The organism is Photobacterium sp. SKA34 (genome assembly GCF_000153325.1).
GTDB lineage: Bacteria > Pseudomonadota > Gammaproteobacteria > Enterobacterales > Vibrionaceae > Photobacterium.
Genome location: NZ_CH724141.1, coordinates 534994 through 556039, shown reverse-complemented (window position 1 = coordinate 556039; position 21046 = coordinate 534994). Strand labels below are relative to the sequence as shown.

Here is a 21046-nt window from a genome sequence, read left to right as displayed (position 1 = left end):
GTTTTAGCACCATAAAAATTTTGACGAACAGGCAAAAAAACAGAAAGAATTAAATGCTTTAATATGTAAGAAAATAAAACCTCCGCTACGGCATTTATAGCTGCAACAGAGGTTTTGAGGCTGCTATTTAATTAATAGACTTATTTAGGATCTAAGCCTGAGAGAGATGATGCATGTGATGTTGTTGCTTTCAGTTGCTGTGCTTGATTAAGCAATTGTATTATACGTTTATCATTCCACTGCTGACGATCTTGACTATAAGTTGATGCCATAATTTCAGCTACTGCATTATCTAATTGTTCTGCGAGCTCTGGATTAGCAGAGAGTTTTTCATGCTGCTGCTGTTTCCATTGTTGGTAGTAAGTCTGAATTTGTACTGTTTCTCGTTTTGTAATTGCTTGTTTTAATGCTTGCTCTACATTCGTCGTTCTCGATTGAAGTACAATTTCGGTATTTGATGCAGATTGCGCCTTACGTGCTTTAATTAATAGCCCTAATGTTATTAACCAAAGTAAAGCAAATACTGCTGTCGCCCATTGCCAGTAGTCATGTTGCACTACATTATTATGCACGTTGTTAGCATTAGCACTATTTTGAGGCGTAACAACAGACGGTGTTGTTAACGCTGGTGGCGTAATTGTGCTGCTTGCATTTGGATCGACCGTTACATTTAACGTTAGCCCATCAACTTTTGTTGTTTGCTGTTTTTCTTGCTGGGTATTCCACCAATTAATACTAATTGCAGGTAATTCAATCGTGCCTGTTTCACGAGGAATGATGACTTGCTTTAACGTCATTGTTGTATATCCATTCCCTTTTGAATATTCAGGTTTTTCATCATAACTTCGTACCGATGTTGGATACTTTAAGCTGATATTCGGCATATTACTTTGGGCAATATTTTTAATACGCAAGGTCAAAATACGTGTAATAGGCTCGCCAACTTTTGCATCCACGCTAGTTTTACCGTTGACTGATGGTTGCCATACTTGATTGAGTTGCAAATCAGAGGTTGGTAGCCATAACCCTTTATAGTTACTTGGTTTTGCTTTAATTGTAAGTTCAATATTTTTTGCTGTTTTATCAACTGGCACTGTTAATGTTGAACCGAAGCCACGACTCCCTTTAATCACGCTACCACTGAATTTCGCACCATGTAAGGTTATATTCCCTGGCTTATCTGCAGTGATCTGGTAATTACGGGTGATCACAATATAGCGACGTCCATTTTGAACAACTTCGTTCTGAGCATCTTGCCCAATTTGTGTTGCTGTTAGTCCATCACCATACGGTGGTGCTAAACTCGCTTGATCCATTTGCTCGCCAATTAAGATACGCACTCGATAATTAATTGATTCACCAACATAGATGCTTGATTTATCGTTAATGCCTTCAATGGAAATAGATGATTGGTTCGCGTTGGCTGCTTGTGTTTGTTTACTGCTTTTTAAAACAGTAATCGTAATTGGGTCGGTTTTTGAGCTACCAATTTGAAACGCAGGGATCGTAAGAGTGCCAACCTTGTTTGCAGCTAGCGCTACTGTCCAGCTAGTATTACGTGAAATAACCCCATTAATCATCGAAGTACCGCTACTTACGCTAGGGCGGCCATAAGCAAAGTCAGGACTTAATGGCGCAAGATCAAGTGAATTGGTATTTACACTATCATCGACAGCAACCGTTAATTGGAAAACCTCATTAACACCAACAATATTTTTAGACACTGTTGCTTCCGCTTGTGCCGCCATCGCTTGGGTTGAGAGTAGCGCACTGAAAAACAAAGCAATGTACAACAATGGTGTATTTACTTTTTTGCCAAAAAATAATTTATTCATAAATCTATTCATTGTCCTATTACCATGAGTTCTCAGTTTTTTGCTGCGCTTCTTTCTGTTGCGCTTGCAAAATTAATTGAGCTCGGATCAAACCACTTGTGTCATCAGGTACTTGTTCCAATTTCTTCAAAATAGGGTTACTGGCTGAAAGCACATCCCCGTCTTTTGATGCTTGGTCACTCATTCGTACTTGATTGTTGTTATTTGTTTCTTTGCTTTTATTTTGTTTAGACTTAGTGGCTGATTTTTCCTTAGCTTGCTGTTGCTGTTGCTGTTGCTGTTGCTGTTGCTTTGCAGCTTGTTTTGCATTTTCATCAGCACGTTGTTGTTCAGCCACTTTTTGCTCGGCTGTTTTCTCTTTCTCTGGCTGTGATTGTTTACCACTATTTGCCTGTTGAGGTTGCTGCTGATTTTTCCCTTGTTGTTTATCAGACTGATTTTGTTGTTGCTGTCTTTGGGATTGCTGCTGTTTATTTGCGCTGTTCTGATCCTGCTTTTGGTCATTTTTTTTCGATTGTGAAGACTGCTTATCATTAGATTGTTTGTTATCTGATGATTTTTGCTGATCTTGGTTTTGTTGTGACTGCTGGCTGTTATCTTGGCTCTGCTTTTTGTCGTTAGAGCCTTGTGATTGCTGCTGTTGCTTGTCACTCTTCTGCTGATTCTGCTGCTGATTCTGCTGCTGATTCTGCTGCTGATTCTGCTGCTGATTCTGCTGCTGCTGATTCTGCTGCTGTTGTTTCTTTTGTTGCTCTAGTGCTTTCTTCACGATATCGAGGTTTTTCTTAACATCTGGGTAGTTAGGATCGGCTTTCTGTAGCTTTTCATAGGTATCTACCGCTTGCTGTAATTTCCCACTTTGTGCATAAGCATTACCTAGGTTGTACTGCGACATTGAATCATGTAATGGTTTTAAGGTTTCAATGGCTTGAGCATAATTCTTTGCTTTATATTCAGCGATACCTTTCCATTGCGGAGATTCAAAATCTTGTGCCGCTTGCTTATATTTACCATCGGTATAAGTTTGGTAAGCTTGTTGCTCTGCATTTACCCATGGGCTAGCTTGTGCATGATCTATGGGTAAAAAGAAGAACATAGTGGCAATGACAACGCCACGTCGGAAACCAAGCAATGCTAGTAATAACAAAGGTAAAACTAACCAAAATCCGCCATTTAAGCGTTCTTGCAGTTCTTTTTGTTGATCTTTTTTACCGCTATCTTGTGGTTTTGCAGTGAAGTGGACAATCGCATTAACATCTTGGTCTGTCGGTTGAACCATCTGCAAAATACTACCAGTTTGCTTAACAATAGGTTCTAGTGTTTTCGGATTAATTTTTGAAATAACAGGTGAGCCATTATCCATTAATAATCGACCATCAGGCAGTGGAACAGGTGCTCCATCAACTGTGCCCATGGCTAAGATAGAGACACGATATTGAGTACCTTTTAATTCGGCTAAACTTTTAGCTGATTCCTGCTTAGACATACCATCGGTCACTAAAATAATATCACCTGTACTATTACCAGCCTGTTTAAGTAACTTTATAGCTTCAGCAATACCTGCCGCGGCATTACTACCAGGAATTGGCATAATCTTTGGCGATAGGCTAGGGATCAAGTTTGCTAAAGTATGGCTATCTTCAGTTAACGGGCTGACTTCATAACCATCTCCTGCATAGGTGACTAACCCCGTACTGCCTTCTTTCCAGCCCGGCAACATATCAAGCGCTTTAAAACGCGCCTGTGTTAAACGGTTCGGTTTTATATCGGTCGCATACATAGAGCGGGACATATCCATTACCAATACGCGTGCGCCACTTAAGTTATAAGCAGGTAGTTTTACTTTTTTCCAACTAGGGCCAGCCATCGCAACCACAGCGATTAGCCAGCCCAAAGTGAGTATGGCAATGGGCCATGATGCTGATTTGGGTTGAGCCATACCTAATTTATTCGCAAGGTGTGGAGCAATTAAACCCGTGGTTTGTTTCTTGGTTTTAAGCCAAGGTAAAAGAAAGACTAATGGCACAAGTGCCAAGAACCATATTGGGTGCATAAAAGTAAAATTAGCCATGACGTCTCCTCATAACAGCAATGACGACAGAAAGTAGTAATGCTATGGCTAAAGGATATCGGAACAACTCATCACGTGGACGCCATGTTTGCTGGGCGTTATTGACAGGTTGAAGTTTATTGATGATGTCGTAAATTTTCTCAAGCTGTTGTGGATTACGTGCTCGGAAATATTCACCGCCCGTCATCTTGGCGATGTCAGTTAAAGTCTTTTCATCAAGATCTTGTGATGGATTGACGATGCGATCACCGAAGAAACCTTGTTGCACCATTTGATCAGCACCAACACCAACGGTATAGATTTTCACACCGCTTTCTTTGGCTAATTTAGCGGCTTCAAGTGGATCGATTACACCAGAGGTATTTGCACCATCACTTAATAAAATAATTACACGTTGTGGCGCTTTACTGTTAATAAAGGTTTTTGTCGCAATACCCAGGCCCTCACCAATTGCGGTACTTTGCCCAATTAAGCCTAAAACAGTACGATCTAATTGCTTTTCAACCGTCTTACGGTCAAATGTAAGAGGTGTTTGTAAGTAAGCGTGATCAGCGAAAAGGACTAAACCTAAGCGATCACCTTTTCGTTTCTCAATAAAATCCGATAACACATGTTTTACTGCGGTTAAGCGATCTACACTCTGCCCATTTTTAGTCACCATATCTGGAATTGACATTGAGCCCGATAAATCGACAGCTAATAACATGTCGCGGTGTTCTGGTTTTATTTCGATTGGGTTACCGTACCAAACCGGTCTTGCAGCAGCACAGACAAGACAAGTCCACAGTAAAGCCATTAATACTTTACGAATGATAGAACGAGGCTGTTTTTGACCAACACCGCTAGGTAATTTGGGTAATTGAATTGCCGCAGGCCGCATAACAGGTTTACTAAAACGGTAAACTAGCCATGCTAAAGGCAAAAATGCCCATGCCCAAAGCCATACAAATTCAAACATTTGAAGACTCCTTTTGCGTTATGCTAGGTAGTTTTCGTGGCGGCAAAGCATGTTTAAGCCATGTTTTTGCCATTGTTTTACATGGTTGAAAATCATCACTACTCAATGGTGTGTTTGAAAATGAACCTGATAGCCACACCGAATTAAGTTCTGAAAAGCCACTGTATTTCGCAGGTAGTTGATTATCTAAAAATGCCAACCATGCCTCACCTGTTAATGGCGCTACTAAAGCGCGCGAGTAATAACTTAACGCGGCTTGTTTTAGTAATGTATTGAGAGCGGGTACCCCTTGTTCTTCTGTTATTAGTGAAACTTTCTGTAATGCTTCTTTTTGTGCAGCATTAGCATGCTTCTGACGCTTCATAAGGGTAACTACTGCTGCAATAGCGAGGATCAAAACAGCAAATAATACCCACCACCCCCATGCTAAAGGCCAAAAGTTAGGAGCTTGAGGTAGATGTATATCCGCTAAAGGGAGTTGCTGAACGCTTGGTGTTGCCATTACTTAACTCCTTTGACGCGTTGTTAATTGCTGCAACAAAGGTTCCGCTGCAGATAAATAATGTAGAGGTATCGCCAATGATTTCGCGATATCAGCGACAAAGTTTTGATGCGTTAGATACTGCTGGCTTAATGAATCACGTGTTTTCTTTGATGAAAAATTAAGCCATGCCGATTGCTGTTTATCTGCAACGTGTTCATAGCCTCTAAATTGTGTTTGTCCTTGCTCTAATGGATCATGGATTTGGACAAACTGAATTCGATTATGTTGACGTAGTTGTGTTAAACGTCGCTTATCATTGAGTGATAATTGGTTAAAATCACTGATGATAATGATTTCACTGCCTTTAGAGCAAAGGTGGTGTAACCGTTTTAATGCATCAGAAAAGTTAAATTGTTGAGGCCGTTCTAATGCACTTAATGCCAACTGCTGTGATTCAATAAGCTTATTGATGATATGAAGTGGACCTTGCTGGCGTGCCGTTGGTTTACATTCATTAACATTCAAACCGTTATAAATTACTGCCCCTATACGATCTTGTTCACTTATAGCAAGCCAGCTTAATAAACTAGCAAAGTGAGCCGCTTGAACAGATTTCAGCATCAATTGCGAGCCGAATTGCATGCTTCGGCTTAAATCAATTAACAACATAACGGGTTGCTCGCGTTCTTCCGTAAATAGTTTGGTATGTGTTTTGCCAGTACGTGCGGTTACACGCCAATCAATAGCTCTAATATCATCACCAGCTTGGTAGGGACGTACTTCTGAGAAGTTCATCCCACGTCCTTTGTGGCGACTCTGATGTAGGCCATTTAATTGTGACCAGATACTGTGAGCAGGTGGCAACCAACGCATAGCCTGATTCTTATATTGCAGTAGCTCAGCCAAACACACATTAACCCCATCGCTATGGGGTGGCAGCGCTACGGTTAAGTGTGATTTGCTCATATACTAGCGACCTGTGAAATCAATTCTTCAACTACGCGATCTGCGGCAATACCTTCAGCTTGTGCTTCATAGCTAAGTAATAAGCGATGACGTAAAACTGGGTATGCCATTATTTGGATATCTTCTGGTGTAACAAAATCACGACCACTAAGCCATGCATGAGCCCGAGCACAACGATCAAGGGCTAATGTTGCACGTGGGCTAACACCCATTTGAAGCCAATCTTTAAGCTGAGAGCTGAACTTTTCAGATTGGCGTGTCGCCATGACGAGACGAATAATGTAATGCTCTACATCTTCTGCCATATGAATATTAAGCACTTCTTTTCGCGCAGCAAAAATATCATGTTGGCTAATATGAATAGGCTCTGCTTTTTCAATACCTAATGCTTCACCACGGTTAAGGCGTAAGATCTCTAATTCACTTTCAGCACTTGGATAATCAACATTAAGCTGTAGTAAAAAACGGTCTAATTGTGCTTCAGGTAGTGGATAAGTGCCTTCTTGCTCAATTGGGTTTTGCGTTGCCATTACTAGGAATAACTCAGGTAATGAGTATGTTTTACGACCTGCGGTGATCTGTTTTTCAGCCATTGCTTCAAGCATTGCAGCTTGTACTTTTGCTGGCGCACGGTTGATCTCATCTGCAAGAATTAATGAGTTGAAAATAGGACCTGGTTGAAAAATAAATTCAGCTGTCTCAGGACGAAAAATATCAGTACCTGTTAAATCAGCAGGTAATAGATCTGGCGTAAATTGAATTCGGTGAAATTCACCTTCAATACAATCAGAAAGCACTTTAACAGCGCGTGTTTTTGCAAGTCCTGGAGGCCCCTCTACAAGGATGTGCCCATCAGCTAGTAAAGCAATTAATAACTGTTTGACTAAATCGGGTTGACCTATGACTTGGCTTTGTAAGTAGTGATTTAATCGTTGAAAAGTACTCGCTAACATAAATTCATTTTCCTTTAGAGCTTACTTAATGCATTAAGCAAAGAAGCTGAGACTATCTAATGTGGCTTTAGTTCACGTTTTTTTAGGTTATCAAAATAGCGGTTAACCATTCATTAGATATGTTTGATGGCGTTTTATATATATCAGGGCAGCAAGAAAGTTATCAAGTCACTTATGTCGCCTTATCTTTTGAATAACTGAAAACAAAGGTTGAGATAGAGGAGGGCAAAAATTAATTTTTCAGTGCTATTAAAAAAAACGGAGCACAAGCTTGATTACAATAAATTAACAAATGTGCAACATTGGCTTTATCGTATGGTTAAGAATAATTAATAACTATATGTTTATTTGAAAAAATAGAGAATAAATTCAAAAATGCGTTGATATAAATCAATAAAGTAATTGTTAAATTTAAAATATCCATTTTAATCATATTGAGTGGTTTGTTAATACTAATATCAAATAGCTTTAAAATTGTTAATTACCTTCTTGATATCAATATGCATCTGTGTTGTTATATTGAATATGCAACGGGTTTGTAATGTGACTGTATTATATAGCGCTTAATATGTGAGTCATGTTGTATAAGTGATTAGATATAGCTCATCGGCTAAATCCATGAAACAAACCTTGAGTTTATCAAGTGTATTAATAATTAGATAAAAAGGAAGGAGCCTTAAATGAGTAAAGTCGCATTAGTTACAGGTGCTAAAGGTGGTATTGGTTCATCGATCACTCAAGCATTAGTCGATGCAGGTTTTCGAGTAGTTGCTACATATTACCCATCAGGTGAAAAAGCGGCTCAAGAGTGGTTCGATGCAAATAATTATTCATCTGAGTCTGTTCGATTATTTCCACTCGACGTAACTGATACGGATTACTGCCAAGAAGCGTTAGCAACATTGCTTCAGGAAGAAGGTCAAATTGATGTATTGGTCAATAACGCTGGTATCACTAAAGATACCACATTCAAGCGTATGACTGCCGATCAATGGAATGCAGTAATCAACACAAATTTAAATAGTCTGTTTAATGTTACTCAGCCTTTATTTGATTCAATGTGTAAGAAAGGTAATGCGCGCATTATTAATATTTCTTCAGTTAATGGCTTGAAGGGGCAGTTTGGTCAAGCTAACTATTCTGCGGCTAAAGCTGGCATGATTGGTTTTACAAAAGCGCTAGCAGCGGAAGGTGCTCGTGCAGGCGTAACTGTAAATGCTGTTGCTCCTGGTTATACAGGCACACCAATGGTTGAAGCGATTAAACCTGAAGTACTTGATTCAATTAAAGCTGAAATTCCAATGCGCCGCTTAGCGCTACCACAAGAAGTAGCAGCAGCAGTGACATTTTTAGCAAGTGATGCCGCAGCCTATATTACTGGTGAGACATTATCAGTAAATGGCGGCTTATACATGCAATAAGCATGATTGACTGATTTTTGAATTTTTAAGTAAGGACGCAAACTAATATGGCTAGGGTATTTATTGTTGCTGCAAAACGTACACCAATCGGTAGTTTTAACGGTGCACTAAAATCAGTAACAGCAGCAGAGCTTGGCGCTGCCGCAATCAAAGGCGCGTTAGCGGAAACATCAGTGCCAGTAGAAGCTATTGATGAAGTAATTTTCGGTAATGTCATTGGCGCAGGTCAAGGTATGGGACCGGGCCGACAAGCATCTTTAAAAGCGGGCATTCCTAATGAAGTACCTGCATACACATTAAATATGGTGTGTGGTAGTGGTATGAAAGCGGTAATGGATGCTGCCGCGCACATCAAAGCTGGTGATGCTGACATTGTGGTTGCTGCTGGCGCAGAAAACATGTCTCAAATTCCTTTTTGTGCATCATCGAAAATTCGTGATGGGCAAAAAATGGGTAACCTTGAACTAAGCGATTTATTAATTGCTGACGGTTTAACGGATGTCTTTAATAATTACCACATGGGTGTAACTGCTGAGAATGTTGTTGAGAAAGTTGGCTTAACACGTGAACAGCAAGATAATTTCGCACTAGCGAGCCAACAAAAAGCCGTTGCTGCTATTGAGCAAGGTAAGTTTGTTGATGAAATTACACCTGTAGAAGTGGTAGGTCGTCGTGCAACCGTTGTTGTTGATACAGATGAGTACCCGAAACAAGATGCTTCAATCGAAGGTCTAGCAAAACTCCGCCCTGCATTTAAACGTGATGGCTCTGTTACTGCTGGTAACGCATCAGGTATTAATGATGGCGGTAGTGCAATTATTGTTGTTTCAGAAGCGGCAGTAAATAAATACAACCTTACGCCACTTGCTGAAATTGAAAGTTATGCGCAAGCAGGTATTGCTCCTGAAATTATGGGCTTAGGGCCTGTACCAGCAGTACTTAAAGCACTAGATAAAGCGCAATTATCAATTGATAAAATTGAGCGCTTAGAGTTTAACGAGGCCTTTGCTGGCCAAGCTCTAGGTGTGCTTTATGAAGTAGCAAAAGAAACGAATTCAAAAGTTGAAGATCTCGTTGAACGTGCAAACGTCAATGGCGGAGCCATCGCTCTAGGTCACCCACTAGGTGCATCAGGTAATCGTATTTTAGTGAGTTTATTACATGAAATGCGCCGCCGAGAAGATCAGTACGGTATTGCGACCTTATGTGTCGGTGGTGGTATGGGTACAGCCGTTATTCTAAAACGCGTTTAATTTTTACAAATATAGGTACTGTATAAAAATACATGCAGTACTTCATTACTATTAATGAGGAAAGATCTATGTATACGGAAATGTTTAAGTCGTTCTCTGAGCAAACTGAAAAATCACTAGCACCATACGTTAAGTTCAACAAACTATTCACTAAGAATGTTGAAGAGCTAACTGAACTACAACTTGCAGCAGTTCGTGCATACAGTGATTTAGGTCTGTCTCAGCTTAAAGCTGTTAGCGAAGTAAAAGATATCCAATCTCTAACTGCGTTCAATAGCCAACAACTTGAAACGTTGACTAAGCTTTCTAAGCAGCTTATTGATGATAGCAACAAGTTCAACTCTGTTGCTCAATCATTCAAAACAGAAGTAGAAGAGCTTGTTGCTGACAATGTTAAAAAAGCAACGCCAGTAGCTTAAGGTTTATTTCTAGTCGCTCTCATTTATATGAGGGCGACTTTTTTGTTACAGCTTTTCTCAATTATGCTGAGTTAAATGTTCCCAAGCGTAATTGAATTAGTCCAAGTACAGGGTTTTTGTTATGAACAATCACTTCTTTTCGGACTACTTTGCCAAGCTCCAAGATATGAACCAGCTATGGTGGAAGGAGTTAGACTCCGGCAAGGCAGCCATGAACACCCCATTGAATAAAGCGCTGAATGATATTAATTTGGAAGATACTGCAGAGTTTTTTGAAAAAGCAGCATCACAGCCAGCAGCGCTTGCTCAAGTCCAAATGGATTGGTGGGAAAAACAAGTTAAGATATGGCAGAATATTGCTATGCCATCAACTGATGGTGGACAATCTCTAATTAAGCCAGCAAAAGATGATAAACGTTTTAGCGATCCTGCATGGGAAAATGAAGCGTTTTACAATTATATTAAGCAATCTTATTTGCTTTTTAGCGACTCAATGCGTGAAGCGATTGATTCCATTGAAGGTGTTGATGATAAGGCAAAAGAGCGTTTAGGCTTTTTTTCACGCCAAGCAATCAATGCGATGTCGCCAACAAACTTTGTTACTACAAACCCAGAACTGGCTAAGTTGACCGTTGAAACTAATGGTGAAAACTTAATCAAAGGGATGGAGTTATTGCAAGAAGACATGCAGAGCAGTGCGGATGTTCTCAAAATTCGCATGACTAATAGTGACGCATTCCAACTGGGTGTCAACATTGCAAATACCGATGGTGAAGTTGTTTTTAAGAATGAGTTATTTGAACTTATTCAATATAAGCCACTAACTGAAAATGTTAACAGTACACCGTTGCTAATTGTTCCTCCGTTTATCAATAAATATTATATCCTTGATTTACGAGAAAATAATTCAATGGTTCGTTGGCTCGTAGAACAAGGTCACACAGTCTTTATGATGTCTTGGAGAAATCCAGGTACACCACAAAGAGATGTGGATTTTGAAAACTATGTACTAGACGGTGTTATCCCTGCCGTTGATGCCATTGAAGACATTACTGGCGAAAAACAAATCAATGCAGCAGGTTACTGTATTGGTGGTACATTATTAGCTACTACACTTGCTTATTATGCAGCTAAGCGTATGCGCAATCGTATTAAATCAGCGACATTCTTTACAACACTTCTCGATTTCTCACAACCTGGTGAAATTGGTGCTTATATTAATGATCCATTAGTATCTGCAATTGAAGCACAGAACGATGTAAATGGTTATATGGACGGTCGCTCTTTGAGCGTGACGTTTAGTTTATTGCGTGAAAATAGCCTTTACTGGAATTATTATGTTAATAATTATCTAAAAGGTAATAGCCCAATAGACTTCGATTTACTTTATTGGAACGGTGATAGTACGAATGTTACAGCTGCATGCCATAGTACTATTTTACGAGAGTTCTATTTAAATAATAAGTTAGTCGATAATAAAGGAATAAAAGTTGGTGGTGTTTTTATTGATTTATCTAAAATCAAAGTACCAACATACTTTATTTCTACTCAAGAAGATCATATCGCTTTATGGCAAGGTACATATCGAGGCGCTAAGCAATTAGGTGGGAAGTCGACATTTGTACTAGGAGAGTCTGGCCATATCGCAGGGATAGTAAATCATCCTAAAAAGAATAAATATGGTTTTTGGCTAAGTGATAAACAAGATGAAAACCCAGAATCATGGTTAGATAATGCTAAACGTCAAGATGGTTCTTGGTGGACGCATTGGGATACTTGGTTAGGGGATTTTAATAAGAAAGAAAAAGTACCAGCGCGCGAAATTGGAAGTGATAACTATAAAGCACTTTATACAGCGCCTGGAGAATATGTGAAAGAAACATTACCACTAAAATAACTTCCCTGAATGAATAAAGCTCAGCATTATAATGCTGAGCTTTTTTTTGACATAAATATGATATTTAAAATCAGCCATTTTAGATAAAATGTATATACTTGTTGTGATTAATTTATTGTTTAAATATTTACGATATTGATATCTAAAAAATAATTTTCAGAATATAAACTTGTTCTACTGGAAATCAAGTGGGCGTGCTAATAAAAAGGAAAACTCTTGAAATCGCCGATGATGGTTATTCATTTATAATTAACTTTTGTTAGTGTTACTTTCGTCGCTTGTGGTCACCATGTTGGACTTTATGACAAAGAAAATAGTACTAACTTTCGACGAATGATCTTTCTCCTACTGAGTGAATTTTTACGTAGATAACTCTGTGCTTTAGCGATAACAGCTTTCTTTGCTTTTATTGATCACGAAAAAGTTCATGGTTTCATTAGTGATATCGGACTTGCTTGGTTTTTATTCTCGTAATGACAATAGCAGGTTTAACTATTTAAAAAATCCAAGTGCAAGGACCTTATCTCTGTACTAAAGCAAAGTGAAATTGATAATGTGTAACTTGCTTTTTCTGTAGCTGTTAAAGAACGCTTACGTCTTTTAGTCTTAGATTTAAAGATTATTTTATTAATAGTTTTTAAAAGTTTTTAAAAGTTTTGTGAGCGAAACGACATATTAATTTAGCTATATTACTGGATTGAGATTATTTTTCATTTTTTTGAGTTTTTCTAATTTCTGTTGTCTATTATTTTGTAATGATGGACTTATTTAATATTTGGAGCAGATAATGACTAAACTAGCAACTATTGAAGGTATCGGAGAAGTATATGCGGCTAAATTAGAAGCGGCAGATATTCATACGATGGAGCAATTATTGGATAAAGGTCAGAAACCTGCTGGCCGAAAAGCCATTGTTGAAGCAACGGGTATCAGTAGTAAATTAGTATTAAATTGGATTAACCGAGCTGATTTATCTCGTATTAAAGGGATAAGCACTCAATACGCTGATTTACTAGAATTCTCTGGTGTTGATACTGTTCCGGAGCTTGCGCAGCGTAATGCAGAAAATTTACATGCAAAAATGCTAGAAGTGAATGAAGAAAAGGCACTAGTTCGCCAATTACCAGCATTGAAAAGCGTTCAAGATTGGGTTTCACAAGCGAAGGAATTGCCTCGAGCAATTGAATACTAATTAAAAATGTATAAAAAAGCAGTCTCTATGGCTGCTTTTTTATTATCCTGAACATAGAATAAGTATAGATAGATTTTTGCAAGGGAGTTGCTTTATGTCAGAAACAATGAAAGTACTAATTAAAAATACTATAGGGCTTTGTACATTCTTATTTTTAGTATCTTTTAATGTAGCGAATGCTAAAACTTATAGTGCTGAAGCAAACCCACAACATAATGCGAGTGTTGAGCTGAACATTGATGGACATGCGTTAAATCAGCGTTTATGTTTCTTTGAGGATAAAGCTTATTCGCTGGGTGCGATTATTGACGTCGATGGTTATAAACTTCAGTGTGCTATTGAGAATGAAGCGGAATTAAACGGTCGTTTAATGTGGAAAAACTTAGTACCAGTAAAATAAAAGAAAGTCAGCAATGATAACCAAGATTGATAATCATTGCTGACTAGAGTTAAAGCTAAAGAACGATGGTTATTTAGCTAGAGAGCGGCTGCGTAGTTCAAAGATAAGCTTTTCTGCACTACATTCAAATTGGATACGCGCTGTTAATTCTGTACTATCTGCATTTACTGGGGTTGTTTCTACTTTGTAATTAGCATTTACTTCTTTAGCTAAAGCAAGGTAGTTCGAAAGTTCTATTTCTAGTGCATCTTTACCGTTAGCAAAGACTTTAACATCAGCAGTGTCGTCGTTTTCTTTGATGATAAAGCCCATCTCCGCTGAAACACCACATGCATCACAAACTTGGTATTCTTCTTTTTCAATAGTCATACTTTAATCCCCATAGGTTAAGGGTCTATTCTAAAACGTTGTGATTTAGATCGCTATTCATTAATAATGAAAAGTGAGTTTCATATATCTAAATTGATAAAGAATTAACATAAACTAGCCATATAAGCGTGTAATGTGAGCAAAAGTTTGCTCAAAGGGGTACGCTTCTAGTTGTCCAAAGCCATTAAATTGCTTTGCTTTTATCTTGGTGGTTAGTGGTGTAGTCATACCATTTAAAAAACGCGTGATTGCAGCAACTGAAGGAGGAAAATCACACGCTTCAATAAATTGATCACACCACTGAGTAAGAAGTTGATCCGACACTTCAGGGAGTGGCGGTAATGATGGCAATGTGATCGTTTTTCCTCGACAAACAGAACAATGGTTACAATGTTCTGGAGCATGATGGTCAGCAAAATAACGGGCTAATTGATAGCTTAAACAGGTTTTACTTTCAAAAAAAGCAATCATGCTATTGATACGTTTTATTTCACTATGCTCTTTTTGTTGAAATAGTTGATACAGTGCCTCACTCTCAACATCGATATCAAAGTGATGATTTTTGATAGCATATACATCAGTCATTTGTTTGCTTTCTAAAGTGATCCAACCTTTTTCATTAAAATAGTCAATCGCCGCAACAACACGTTTTCTATCAGCATTATAGCCTTGCCATAAAGCGTCCATATCCAGTGTATTCCATACTCTTGCTTTTGTTGAACAAGCAAAGATAGCTTCGACGAATTGGCGACGCTCACTATTAAAATGCGTTAAGATCTCTTGCTGGCTAATGTTGAGCTTGTAACGGTAATCAGCAAAATAAGTATATTGAGGTTCAATGATCTGGCGAATTTCTAAATAGACTAATAGTGTCTTTAAGGGTAATAACCGAATATTGGCGTCTTTTGATAACCGATTATTCATTACTTCCCACTGTTGTGATTGTGCTTTTATTTCATTTAATACGGTTGCTATCGAGCTGCGATCGGGGGTGTCTCCATAAATGAAATTTTGTAGCACATTTAGACCTGATTTATTTGCAATGACAGTACAGGTAGAGTTTTCACCATCACGACCAGCACGGCCTATTTCCTGACTATAGTTTTCAATTGATTTGGGGAGATCGAAGTGGATTACTTGGCGAATATCAGATTTGTCGATCCCCATGCCAAAGGCGATGGTGGCAACAATACAATTGATCTCTCCTGCCATAAATTGTTGTTGTATATGCTGGCGACGATCGGCATCCATACCTGCATGGTAAGCCTGAGCGGGAATATGATTACTCGTGAGAGTTGCCGCAATCTCTTCTGCAGTATGCTGTAAAGTGACGTAAACAATGGATGGGGTATTGGGTTGTGCTATCAATTGTTGTTGAAGTACATCCAATTTTTCATCATCTTGGGCTGCTAAAATAGAGAGATCAAGATTTTTGCGATAGAAACCTGTAACGACGATATCATCTTTTGCAATATTGAATTTATCTTGCATATCATTAATTACAGTTGGCGTCGCCGTTGCTGTTAGTAGTAGTACTTGCGGAATATTTAAAGACTGTTGGTAATAAGGTAATTTCAGGTAATCGGGTCTGAAATTGTGCCCCCATTCTGAAATACAGTGAGCTTCATCAACGACCAGTAATGAGATAGGGACTTGACTGATAAAATGCCTAAAACGCTCATTTTTCAAACGCTCAACAGATATCATTAATACTTTAATCTCACCTTGGCGAATACTCTGCATAACTTGCTGAGTCTGTTGCCAAGTTTGGCTTGAGTCGATAGATGCTGCGGGAATACCTTTTGATGCAAGGAAATCAAGCTGATCTTTCATTAATGCTAAGAGTGGTGAGATCACTAGTGTTAGGTGCGGCAATTCAATCGCGGGAAGTTGATAACAAAGTGATTTACCCGAGCCCGTTGGAAAAATAGCGGCAGCAGAATGGCCATCAAGAACACGAGTAATGACTTCTTCCTGACCCGTTCTAAGAGAATCAAAACCAAAAAATTTTTTAAGTGTTTGATGATACATGCTGAATACTCAATTGTCTTAATTGATAGCATCATACCGTATGTTGATGTCGTTAGGGGAATGGGATATTAAATCACGTTACAAAATTGCGAAATATTTATCGTTGTATTGCTATGGACTAAATGCATCGAGAGGGATATGTAAATGGAAACCATAAGCATCATTTTCACTATAAGACGTGATATAAAAACGCGTATCAGAATCAAAACTTATGGCGATATTTGCTTCTTTATAGGTAGATGATATTGAGGTCGGCGTAAGGGGCTGAAAATTGTTTAACGCTTTATTTTGACATAAGCCAGCATGAAAAAATGATAGTTGGAGTAGTGTTTTACAGTTTGAATAATCAAACGTTAATACCTCTCTTGTTTTGTAGTTGGCAATAGGAGAGTGGTTATTGAAACTATACGCTGATGATGAAAGCAGTAAAAAAAACAATAAGTATAATTTCATTGGTCTTTCTCGTTATTGGGATATAACAAGAAAATGCATACATCATTCCAATAATACAAAAAGTCTTAATGTTAAGATGTCTGTTTTGATAGGCATAGAATAGGAAAGGGGGAACAGAACGACCAAATGCCTTTTGCAAACCAGAAAGTAAATCGCAATGTAAATATAGAATATTGAGTCATACGATATGAAGCCAATAAGGCGCACTGCAAAACAAAATATTATTGCTATGCAGTACGTTAGATGATGGGGTTATTAGAATGAGAAACCAATACCTCCTGCATTATCGTAATGGTTGTAGTCAGAGATCGAAATACCGTAACCACTTTCTAACATCATATATCCACGAAGACGTTTATAGATTGGGAAGCTCCATGTAATACGCTCATAACCACGTGAAAATCCACTTTCCAAAGCGTTACGTACGGTCAAGGAAATAAGATTATTACTATCAACGAACCAGTTCATGCTGATACGTCCATATCCCATGTAGTTGGTAATGTCTTTATTGTAATCTTTTGCACCAAAGTCTAGACGTAGCCATGGCTTGATACTTAATGTGTAATTGTTATGTTCGAATGTGAAATCAGCAAATGCACGATTCCAGCTTCTTTCTTGTTCTCCGCCTCTACCATTGGATTCATGGACGAGACCAAGAGTTGTTCCAGCATAACCCCAAGCATTATTTTCGGCTTTTTCAGGCAGAGTCCAAAAAATAGATGGCTCATATTCTGTGTCTCTAAAATAGGCTGAAGAAGCATACGCTTGCCAATTTGAACGCTGTGTATAAGCCACATAGAGCTTGTCGTTTTGATTTAAAATACCAGAAGCTAAACGGTACTTAAGACTGATCTGAAAATTAATGTTGTACTTACTTAATTTACCGTCTTCAGGAATAACCGATTGGTATTCTTGATAATTAGGTTTTTGAGTGTAGTAAAAGGGTAGAACGTAATTATCTTTGTACTGCTGAAGCAATAGATTATTTGAACTTGAGTAATCTAATGAGTTATTAATAACGTCTTCAGCTAAAACATTACTGGAGAAAAAAGTACAGCTAATTAGTAGAGTAGAAAGGAATAAAGGGGATCTAATTGGTTGCCATACAAATTGCGTCATAATTTTTTATCGTCACGGTCATTTAAGAATAATTTCTTATGATCATAGACAGGATTTTTATATTATGTATACAGATATAAATGAAATCATAAATTGGTTGGGTTTATTGATTAATATAAGCATGAAAAAAGGGACGTATTACAATACGACCCTTTGAAAGGTTATCTGACTAGGTGGTTACTATTATGGTTCGATTTCCACTTTAAACAGTACAGCATAAAGTAGTGGAATAATCACTAAAGTTAAAATGGTTGCAAACAATAAACCAAACATGATTGTTACTGCCATACTCTTGAAAAAAGGATCAACAAGTAAAGGAGCAACACCTAAAATTGTGGTCAATGCGCCAAGTAAAACTGGGCGTGCACGACTTAAGGCTGAATCAATAATTGCTTGGTACGGTGCTTTCCCTTCTTTTATTTCGATATCTGTTTGGTCAACCAGAACAATCGCATTTTTAACCATCATACCTATTAAGCTAAGGAACCCTAGAATTGCCATAAACTCGAAAGGTGTTTGGAAAATAACCAGACCAATGGTAACGCCAATAATAGCTAATGGCGCTGTTAGCCAAATAATCAATGGCTGCTTTAATGCGTTAAACATAAAGATCACGGATAAAATCATTGCAGCAAAGCCATAAGGTGTAGAAATTGCGAGTCCTTCATTTGCGTCTTTGGATGCTTTATATTCACCGTACCATGTCAATTTATATCCCGGTGGTAACTCGATAGCTTCGATTTTTACACGTATTTCATTAAATGCATCGGCACTCAATACACCAGGTGTAGGATCTGCCTGAACCAAAATCGTTGGTATACGGTTAATTCGACGTAAGATGGCATCTTCCCACGCGACATTAACAGTCTCGATTAATTGGCTAACAGAGATTGGTCCATTTACCATACGGCTATGGACTTCTGTGTTCTCAATTGCACGTTCATGGGTACGTTCACTTTCTGGCGCGCGAACGACAATTGGAATTAAGTCATTCCCTTCACGATAAACCCCAACTGTTCGACCTGATAACGTTTGTGCAATTGCTTGGCTAATTTCCTGATTTGTTAATCCATAACGCTGTGCTTTTTCAGTTGAATAAACAGGCTTAATAACAGGTACTTGTTGACGCCAATCATCTTGAACAGCAATCAAGTTTGGATCAGACAGCATGATTGCCTTCGCTTGTTCAGCAAGATCACGTAGGACCCTACTGTCAGGACCTTGGAAACCGGCTTCAATCTTTTTACCACCTCCACGACCTAGCATGAACTTCCATACTTTGATCGAGGCTTCTGGGTATTTATTATCAAGCTCAGTTTGCAGATTAATAAGTAATGGAGCTATGTTACGGTAATCATTAATATCAATCAGTAATTGACCATAGCTTGGATTGCGAGCTTCTGGTGCATAAGTCAGCATAAAGCGTAAGCCACCACCACCAATGAAGCTTGAGATATTTCCGATACCTTCTTTATTTGTAATATCTTGTTCAATCCTAGCGATCGTTTTTTCTGTATTGGTGATGTCTGTTCCCTGAGGAAGGTAGACATCAACAACAAATTGCGCACGTTGTGATTCTGGCATAAAGCCAGGTGGTACAAATCTCATTCCCCAAATAGCGCCAATGAGTGTTGCTAGTAGCAATAAGCCAGTTATTTTCCGGTGTGATAAAACCCAAGTTAATAAAGCTTTGTAACTTTCTACAATTTTACTTGGCTTAGTATCTTGTTGCTTGATCTTAACTTTTAAGAACTGATGGCACAGTAACGGTGTTACGGTAACAGCAAAGACCCAGCTAAGTAGCATAGAGTATAAGATTACCCAAAATAGCGAACCGGCATACTCACCCATATCTGACGGTGATAAGCCAATCGCACTGAAGGCACAAATACCTACAACAGTGCCGCCTAAGAGCGGCCATTTAGTTGCATTGACGACTTCAGGAATAACGATATTACGATCTTCATTGTTTTGGAGACGAACAAGAATACTGTCAGTTACCACAATGGCATTATCTACCAACATGCCTAGCGCGATGATCAGCGCACCTAACGAGATCCGTTGCATTGCTATGTCATCAATTAACATGATGCATAGAGTACTGGCGACGGTTAACAGCAATACAAAGCCAATAATCACGCCAGATCGAATACCCATAAACAGCAGTAAAACGATGAAAACAATCACCACAGCAGCAATCAAGTTATCGATAAAATTCGTTACAGAATCACGAACAGAATCTGATTGCATTGAGATAATATGAAGATCCATACCCAGTGGACGTTGGTTTTCAAGTTCAGCAACACGCGCTTTAACCGCATCCCCCATATCAACCACGTTACCACCGGTAACATTGGAAATACCAAAGCCAATCGCACGTTCGCCATTAAAGCGCATTAGCATGCTAGTGGGTTCTTGATAGCCTCGGCTAACATCGGCAATATCTTTTAAACGTAAAACAGTATGGTTATCACCGATACCAATTTGAAGGTTGCGTAAATCTTCAAATGAATTAACGTTAGGTGTTGGAATAACAGGTAAACGCATGCCATTAGATGTCAAACTACCTGCAACATTAACAATATTTTGTTTTTGTAATACTGATAAAACGTTATCAACTGACAAACCGTAATTAGCTAAACGCTCACTGGTGATTTCAACAAAAATGCCTTCTTGCTGTTCTGCTAATGTTGCTGTTTTAGCTACACCTGGAACAAGAACGAGTTCGCGACGCAGGGAATCAACGTAGTCTTGCATTTGCTTATCAGTAAAGCCTTCGCCTGTTACAGCGAAAAATAAGGCATAAACATCAGAGAAGTCATCATTAACAATAGATGGCCCTGCACCCGGTGGTAACATACGTTGAACATCAACGATTTTACGACGTAGCTTATCCCAAACCTGCTGAAGTGCCGCCTGATCTTTTGAAAATTCAAGTTTTATCTCAACGGTAACTTCTGACATCCCTTGTTTGGAAACAGACTTAACTTCTTTTAGTTCCTGTAAAGACTGCACCGCACCTTCAATGACATCTGTTACTTCGTCGGAGACTTCTTGTGCTGTTGCACCTGAGTAAGGGGTAACAATGACGGCTTGGCGGATCACAAATTCAGGATCTTCAAAACGACCTAGCTTTAAGTAACTGATATAACCGCCAATTAAGATCAGTGCAATGATCACCCAAACACTGGTTCGTTTGGCGATGGTATAGTGAGCGATATCCAT

General features: G+C 38.7%; 17 protein-coding genes. 6 read left to right on the top strand and 11 right to left on the bottom strand.

What is annotated here, in order from left to right; all coding sequences use genetic code 11:
* Nucleotides 1–140: 140 nt before the first annotated feature.
* The 6 genes from SKA34_RS03970 to SKA34_RS03945 are packed head-to-tail and all read right to left on the bottom strand — an operon-like array spanning nucleotide 141 to nucleotide 7267.
* Nucleotides 141–1835 (bottom strand): BatD family protein, encoded by a 1695-nt coding sequence (locus SKA34_RS03970; protein ID WP_006644226.1) that lies wholly within the window; start codon nucleotides 1833–1835, stop codon nucleotides 141–143.
* A 19-nt stretch (nucleotides 1836–1854) separates the two neighbouring features.
* Nucleotides 1855–3906: a VWA domain-containing protein gene (locus tag SKA34_RS03965; protein WP_006644225.1), complete on the bottom strand. Its 2052-nt coding sequence runs from the start codon at nucleotides 3904–3906 to the stop codon at nucleotides 1855–1857.
* Nucleotides 3899–4864 carry a VWA domain-containing protein gene (locus SKA34_RS03960; RefSeq protein WP_006644224.1) on the bottom strand — a complete coding sequence of 322 codons (966 nt, stop codon included), beginning with the start codon at nucleotides 4862–4864 and terminating at the stop codon, nucleotides 3899–3901. The genes SKA34_RS03965 and SKA34_RS03960 overlap by 8 nt, the downstream gene beginning before the upstream one ends.
* Complete coding sequence (locus SKA34_RS03955; RefSeq protein ID WP_006644223.1) at nucleotides 4857–5366, bottom strand: DUF4381 domain-containing protein; 510 nt, start codon at nucleotides 5364–5366, stop codon at nucleotides 4857–4859. Before SKA34_RS03955 ends, SKA34_RS03960 begins: the two co-directional genes overlap by 8 nt.
* Nucleotides 5367–5369: 3 nt before the next feature.
* The gene (locus SKA34_RS03950) at nucleotides 5370–6314 is read right to left on the bottom strand and encodes a DUF58 domain-containing protein (RefSeq protein WP_006644222.1); all 945 of its coding nucleotides are present in this window, start codon (nucleotides 6312–6314) and stop codon (nucleotides 5370–5372) included.
* On the bottom strand, nucleotides 6311–7267 hold the full coding sequence (locus SKA34_RS03945) for a MoxR family ATPase (RefSeq protein ID WP_006644221.1): 957 nt from the start codon (nucleotides 7265–7267) through the stop codon (nucleotides 6311–6313). Before SKA34_RS03945 ends, SKA34_RS03950 begins: the two co-directional genes overlap by 4 nt.
* Nucleotides 7268–7947: 680 nt before the next feature.
* Here SKA34_RS03945 and SKA34_RS03940 point away from each other — a divergent pair.
* The 6 genes from SKA34_RS03940 to SKA34_RS03915 all read left to right on the top strand — a co-directional run bounded on the left by SKA34_RS03940 (nucleotide 7948) and on the right by SKA34_RS03915 (nucleotide 13849).
* On the top strand, nucleotides 7948–8688 hold the full coding sequence (locus SKA34_RS03940; RefSeq protein WP_006644220.1) for an SDR family oxidoreductase: 741 nt from the start codon (nucleotides 7948–7950) through the stop codon (nucleotides 8686–8688).
* A 47-nt stretch (nucleotides 8689–8735) separates the two neighbouring features.
* Nucleotides 8736–9941 (top strand): acetyl-CoA C-acetyltransferase, encoded by a 1206-nt coding sequence (locus SKA34_RS03935; protein WP_006644219.1) that lies wholly within the window; start codon nucleotides 8736–8738, stop codon nucleotides 9939–9941.
* 68 nt (nucleotides 9942–10009) lie between these two features.
* A complete protein-coding gene (locus tag SKA34_RS03930) occupies nucleotides 10010–10360 on the top strand; it encodes a phasin family protein (protein ID WP_006644218.1) in 351 nt (116 codons plus the stop codon).
* A 121-nt stretch (nucleotides 10361–10481) separates the two neighbouring features.
* Nucleotides 10482–12257 (top strand): class I poly(R)-hydroxyalkanoic acid synthase, encoded by a 1776-nt coding sequence (gene phaC, locus SKA34_RS03925; protein ID WP_006644217.1) that lies wholly within the window; start codon nucleotides 10482–10484, stop codon nucleotides 12255–12257.
* Between the two features lie 787 nt (nucleotides 12258–13044).
* Nucleotides 13045–13449: a DUF4332 domain-containing protein gene (locus SKA34_RS03920; RefSeq protein ID WP_006644216.1), complete on the top strand. Its 405-nt coding sequence runs from the start codon at nucleotides 13045–13047 to the stop codon at nucleotides 13447–13449.
* A gap of 94 nt (nucleotides 13450–13543) precedes the next feature.
* Nucleotides 13544–13849: a DUF1496 domain-containing protein gene (locus SKA34_RS03915; protein ID WP_006644215.1), complete on the top strand. Its 306-nt coding sequence runs from the start codon at nucleotides 13544–13546 to the stop codon at nucleotides 13847–13849.
* A gap of 69 nt (nucleotides 13850–13918) precedes the next feature.
* On the opposite strand, the gene SKA34_RS03910 is transcribed toward SKA34_RS03915, so the two are convergent.
* From SKA34_RS03910 to SKA34_RS03890, 5 genes are all read right to left on the bottom strand, one after another.
* Entirely contained in the window at nucleotides 13919–14218 is a 300-nt protein-coding gene (locus SKA34_RS03910; RefSeq protein WP_006644214.1) for a DUF406 family protein, read from the bottom strand.
* Nucleotides 14219–14332: 114 nt separating this feature from the next.
* A complete protein-coding gene (locus SKA34_RS03905) occupies nucleotides 14333–16249 on the bottom strand; it encodes an ATP-dependent DNA helicase RecQ (protein WP_006644213.1) in 1917 nt (638 codons plus the stop codon).
* Between the two features lie 111 nt (nucleotides 16250–16360).
* Nucleotides 16361–16702 (bottom strand): hypothetical protein, encoded by a 342-nt coding sequence (locus SKA34_RS03900; RefSeq protein ID WP_006644212.1) that lies wholly within the window; start codon nucleotides 16700–16702, stop codon nucleotides 16361–16363.
* Between the two features lie 255 nt (nucleotides 16703–16957).
* Complete coding sequence (locus SKA34_RS03895) at nucleotides 16958–17821, bottom strand: phospholipase A (RefSeq protein ID WP_006644211.1); 864 nt, start codon at nucleotides 17819–17821, stop codon at nucleotides 16958–16960.
* 183 nt (nucleotides 17822–18004) lie between these two features.
* A complete protein-coding gene (locus tag SKA34_RS03890; protein WP_006644210.1) occupies nucleotides 18005–21046 on the bottom strand; it encodes an efflux RND transporter permease subunit in 3042 nt (1013 codons plus the stop codon).

Coding starts and splice junctions, on each gene's coding strand:
- SKA34_RS03970 (WP_006644226.1), bottom strand. CDS start 1,835: ATGAATAAATTATTTTTTGGCAAAAAAGTAAATACACCATTGTTGTAC.
- SKA34_RS03965 (WP_006644225.1), bottom strand. CDS start 3,906: ATGGCTAATTTTACTTTTATGCACCCAATATGGTTCTTGGCACTTGTG.
- SKA34_RS03960 (WP_006644224.1), bottom strand. CDS start 4,864: ATGTTTGAATTTGTATGGCTTTGGGCATGGGCATTTTTGCCTTTAGCA.
- SKA34_RS03955 (WP_006644223.1), bottom strand. CDS start 5,366: ATGGCAACACCAAGCGTTCAGCAACTCCCTTTAGCGGATATACATCTA.
- SKA34_RS03950 (WP_006644222.1), bottom strand. CDS start 6,314: ATGAGCAAATCACACTTAACCGTAGCGCTGCCACCCCATAGCGATGGG.
- SKA34_RS03945 (WP_006644221.1), bottom strand. CDS start 7,267: ATGTTAGCGAGTACTTTTCAACGATTAAATCACTACTTACAAAGCCAA.
- SKA34_RS03940 (WP_006644220.1), top strand. CDS start 7,948: ATGAGTAAAGTCGCATTAGTTACAGGTGCTAAAGGTGGTATTGGTTCA.
- SKA34_RS03935 (WP_006644219.1), top strand. CDS start 8,736: ATGGCTAGGGTATTTATTGTTGCTGCAAAACGTACACCAATCGGTAGT.
- SKA34_RS03930 (WP_006644218.1), top strand. CDS start 10,010: ATGTATACGGAAATGTTTAAGTCGTTCTCTGAGCAAACTGAAAAATCA.
- phaC (WP_006644217.1), top strand. CDS start 10,482: ATGAACAATCACTTCTTTTCGGACTACTTTGCCAAGCTCCAAGATATG.
- SKA34_RS03920 (WP_006644216.1), top strand. CDS start 13,045: ATGACTAAACTAGCAACTATTGAAGGTATCGGAGAAGTATATGCGGCT.
- SKA34_RS03915 (WP_006644215.1), top strand. CDS start 13,544: ATGTCAGAAACAATGAAAGTACTAATTAAAAATACTATAGGGCTTTGT.
- SKA34_RS03910 (WP_006644214.1), bottom strand. CDS start 14,218: ATGACTATTGAAAAAGAAGAATACCAAGTTTGTGATGCATGTGGTGTT.
- SKA34_RS03905 (WP_006644213.1), bottom strand. CDS start 16,249: ATGTATCATCAAACACTTAAAAAATTTTTTGGTTTTGATTCTCTTAGA.
- SKA34_RS03900 (WP_006644212.1), bottom strand. CDS start 16,702: ATGAAATTATACTTATTGTTTTTTTTACTGCTTTCATCATCAGCGTAT.
- SKA34_RS03895 (WP_006644211.1), bottom strand. CDS start 17,821: ATGACGCAATTTGTATGGCAACCAATTAGATCCCCTTTATTCCTTTCT.
- SKA34_RS03890 (WP_006644210.1), bottom strand. CDS start 21,046: ATGGATATCGCTCACTATACCATCGCCAAACGAACCAGTGTTTGGGTG.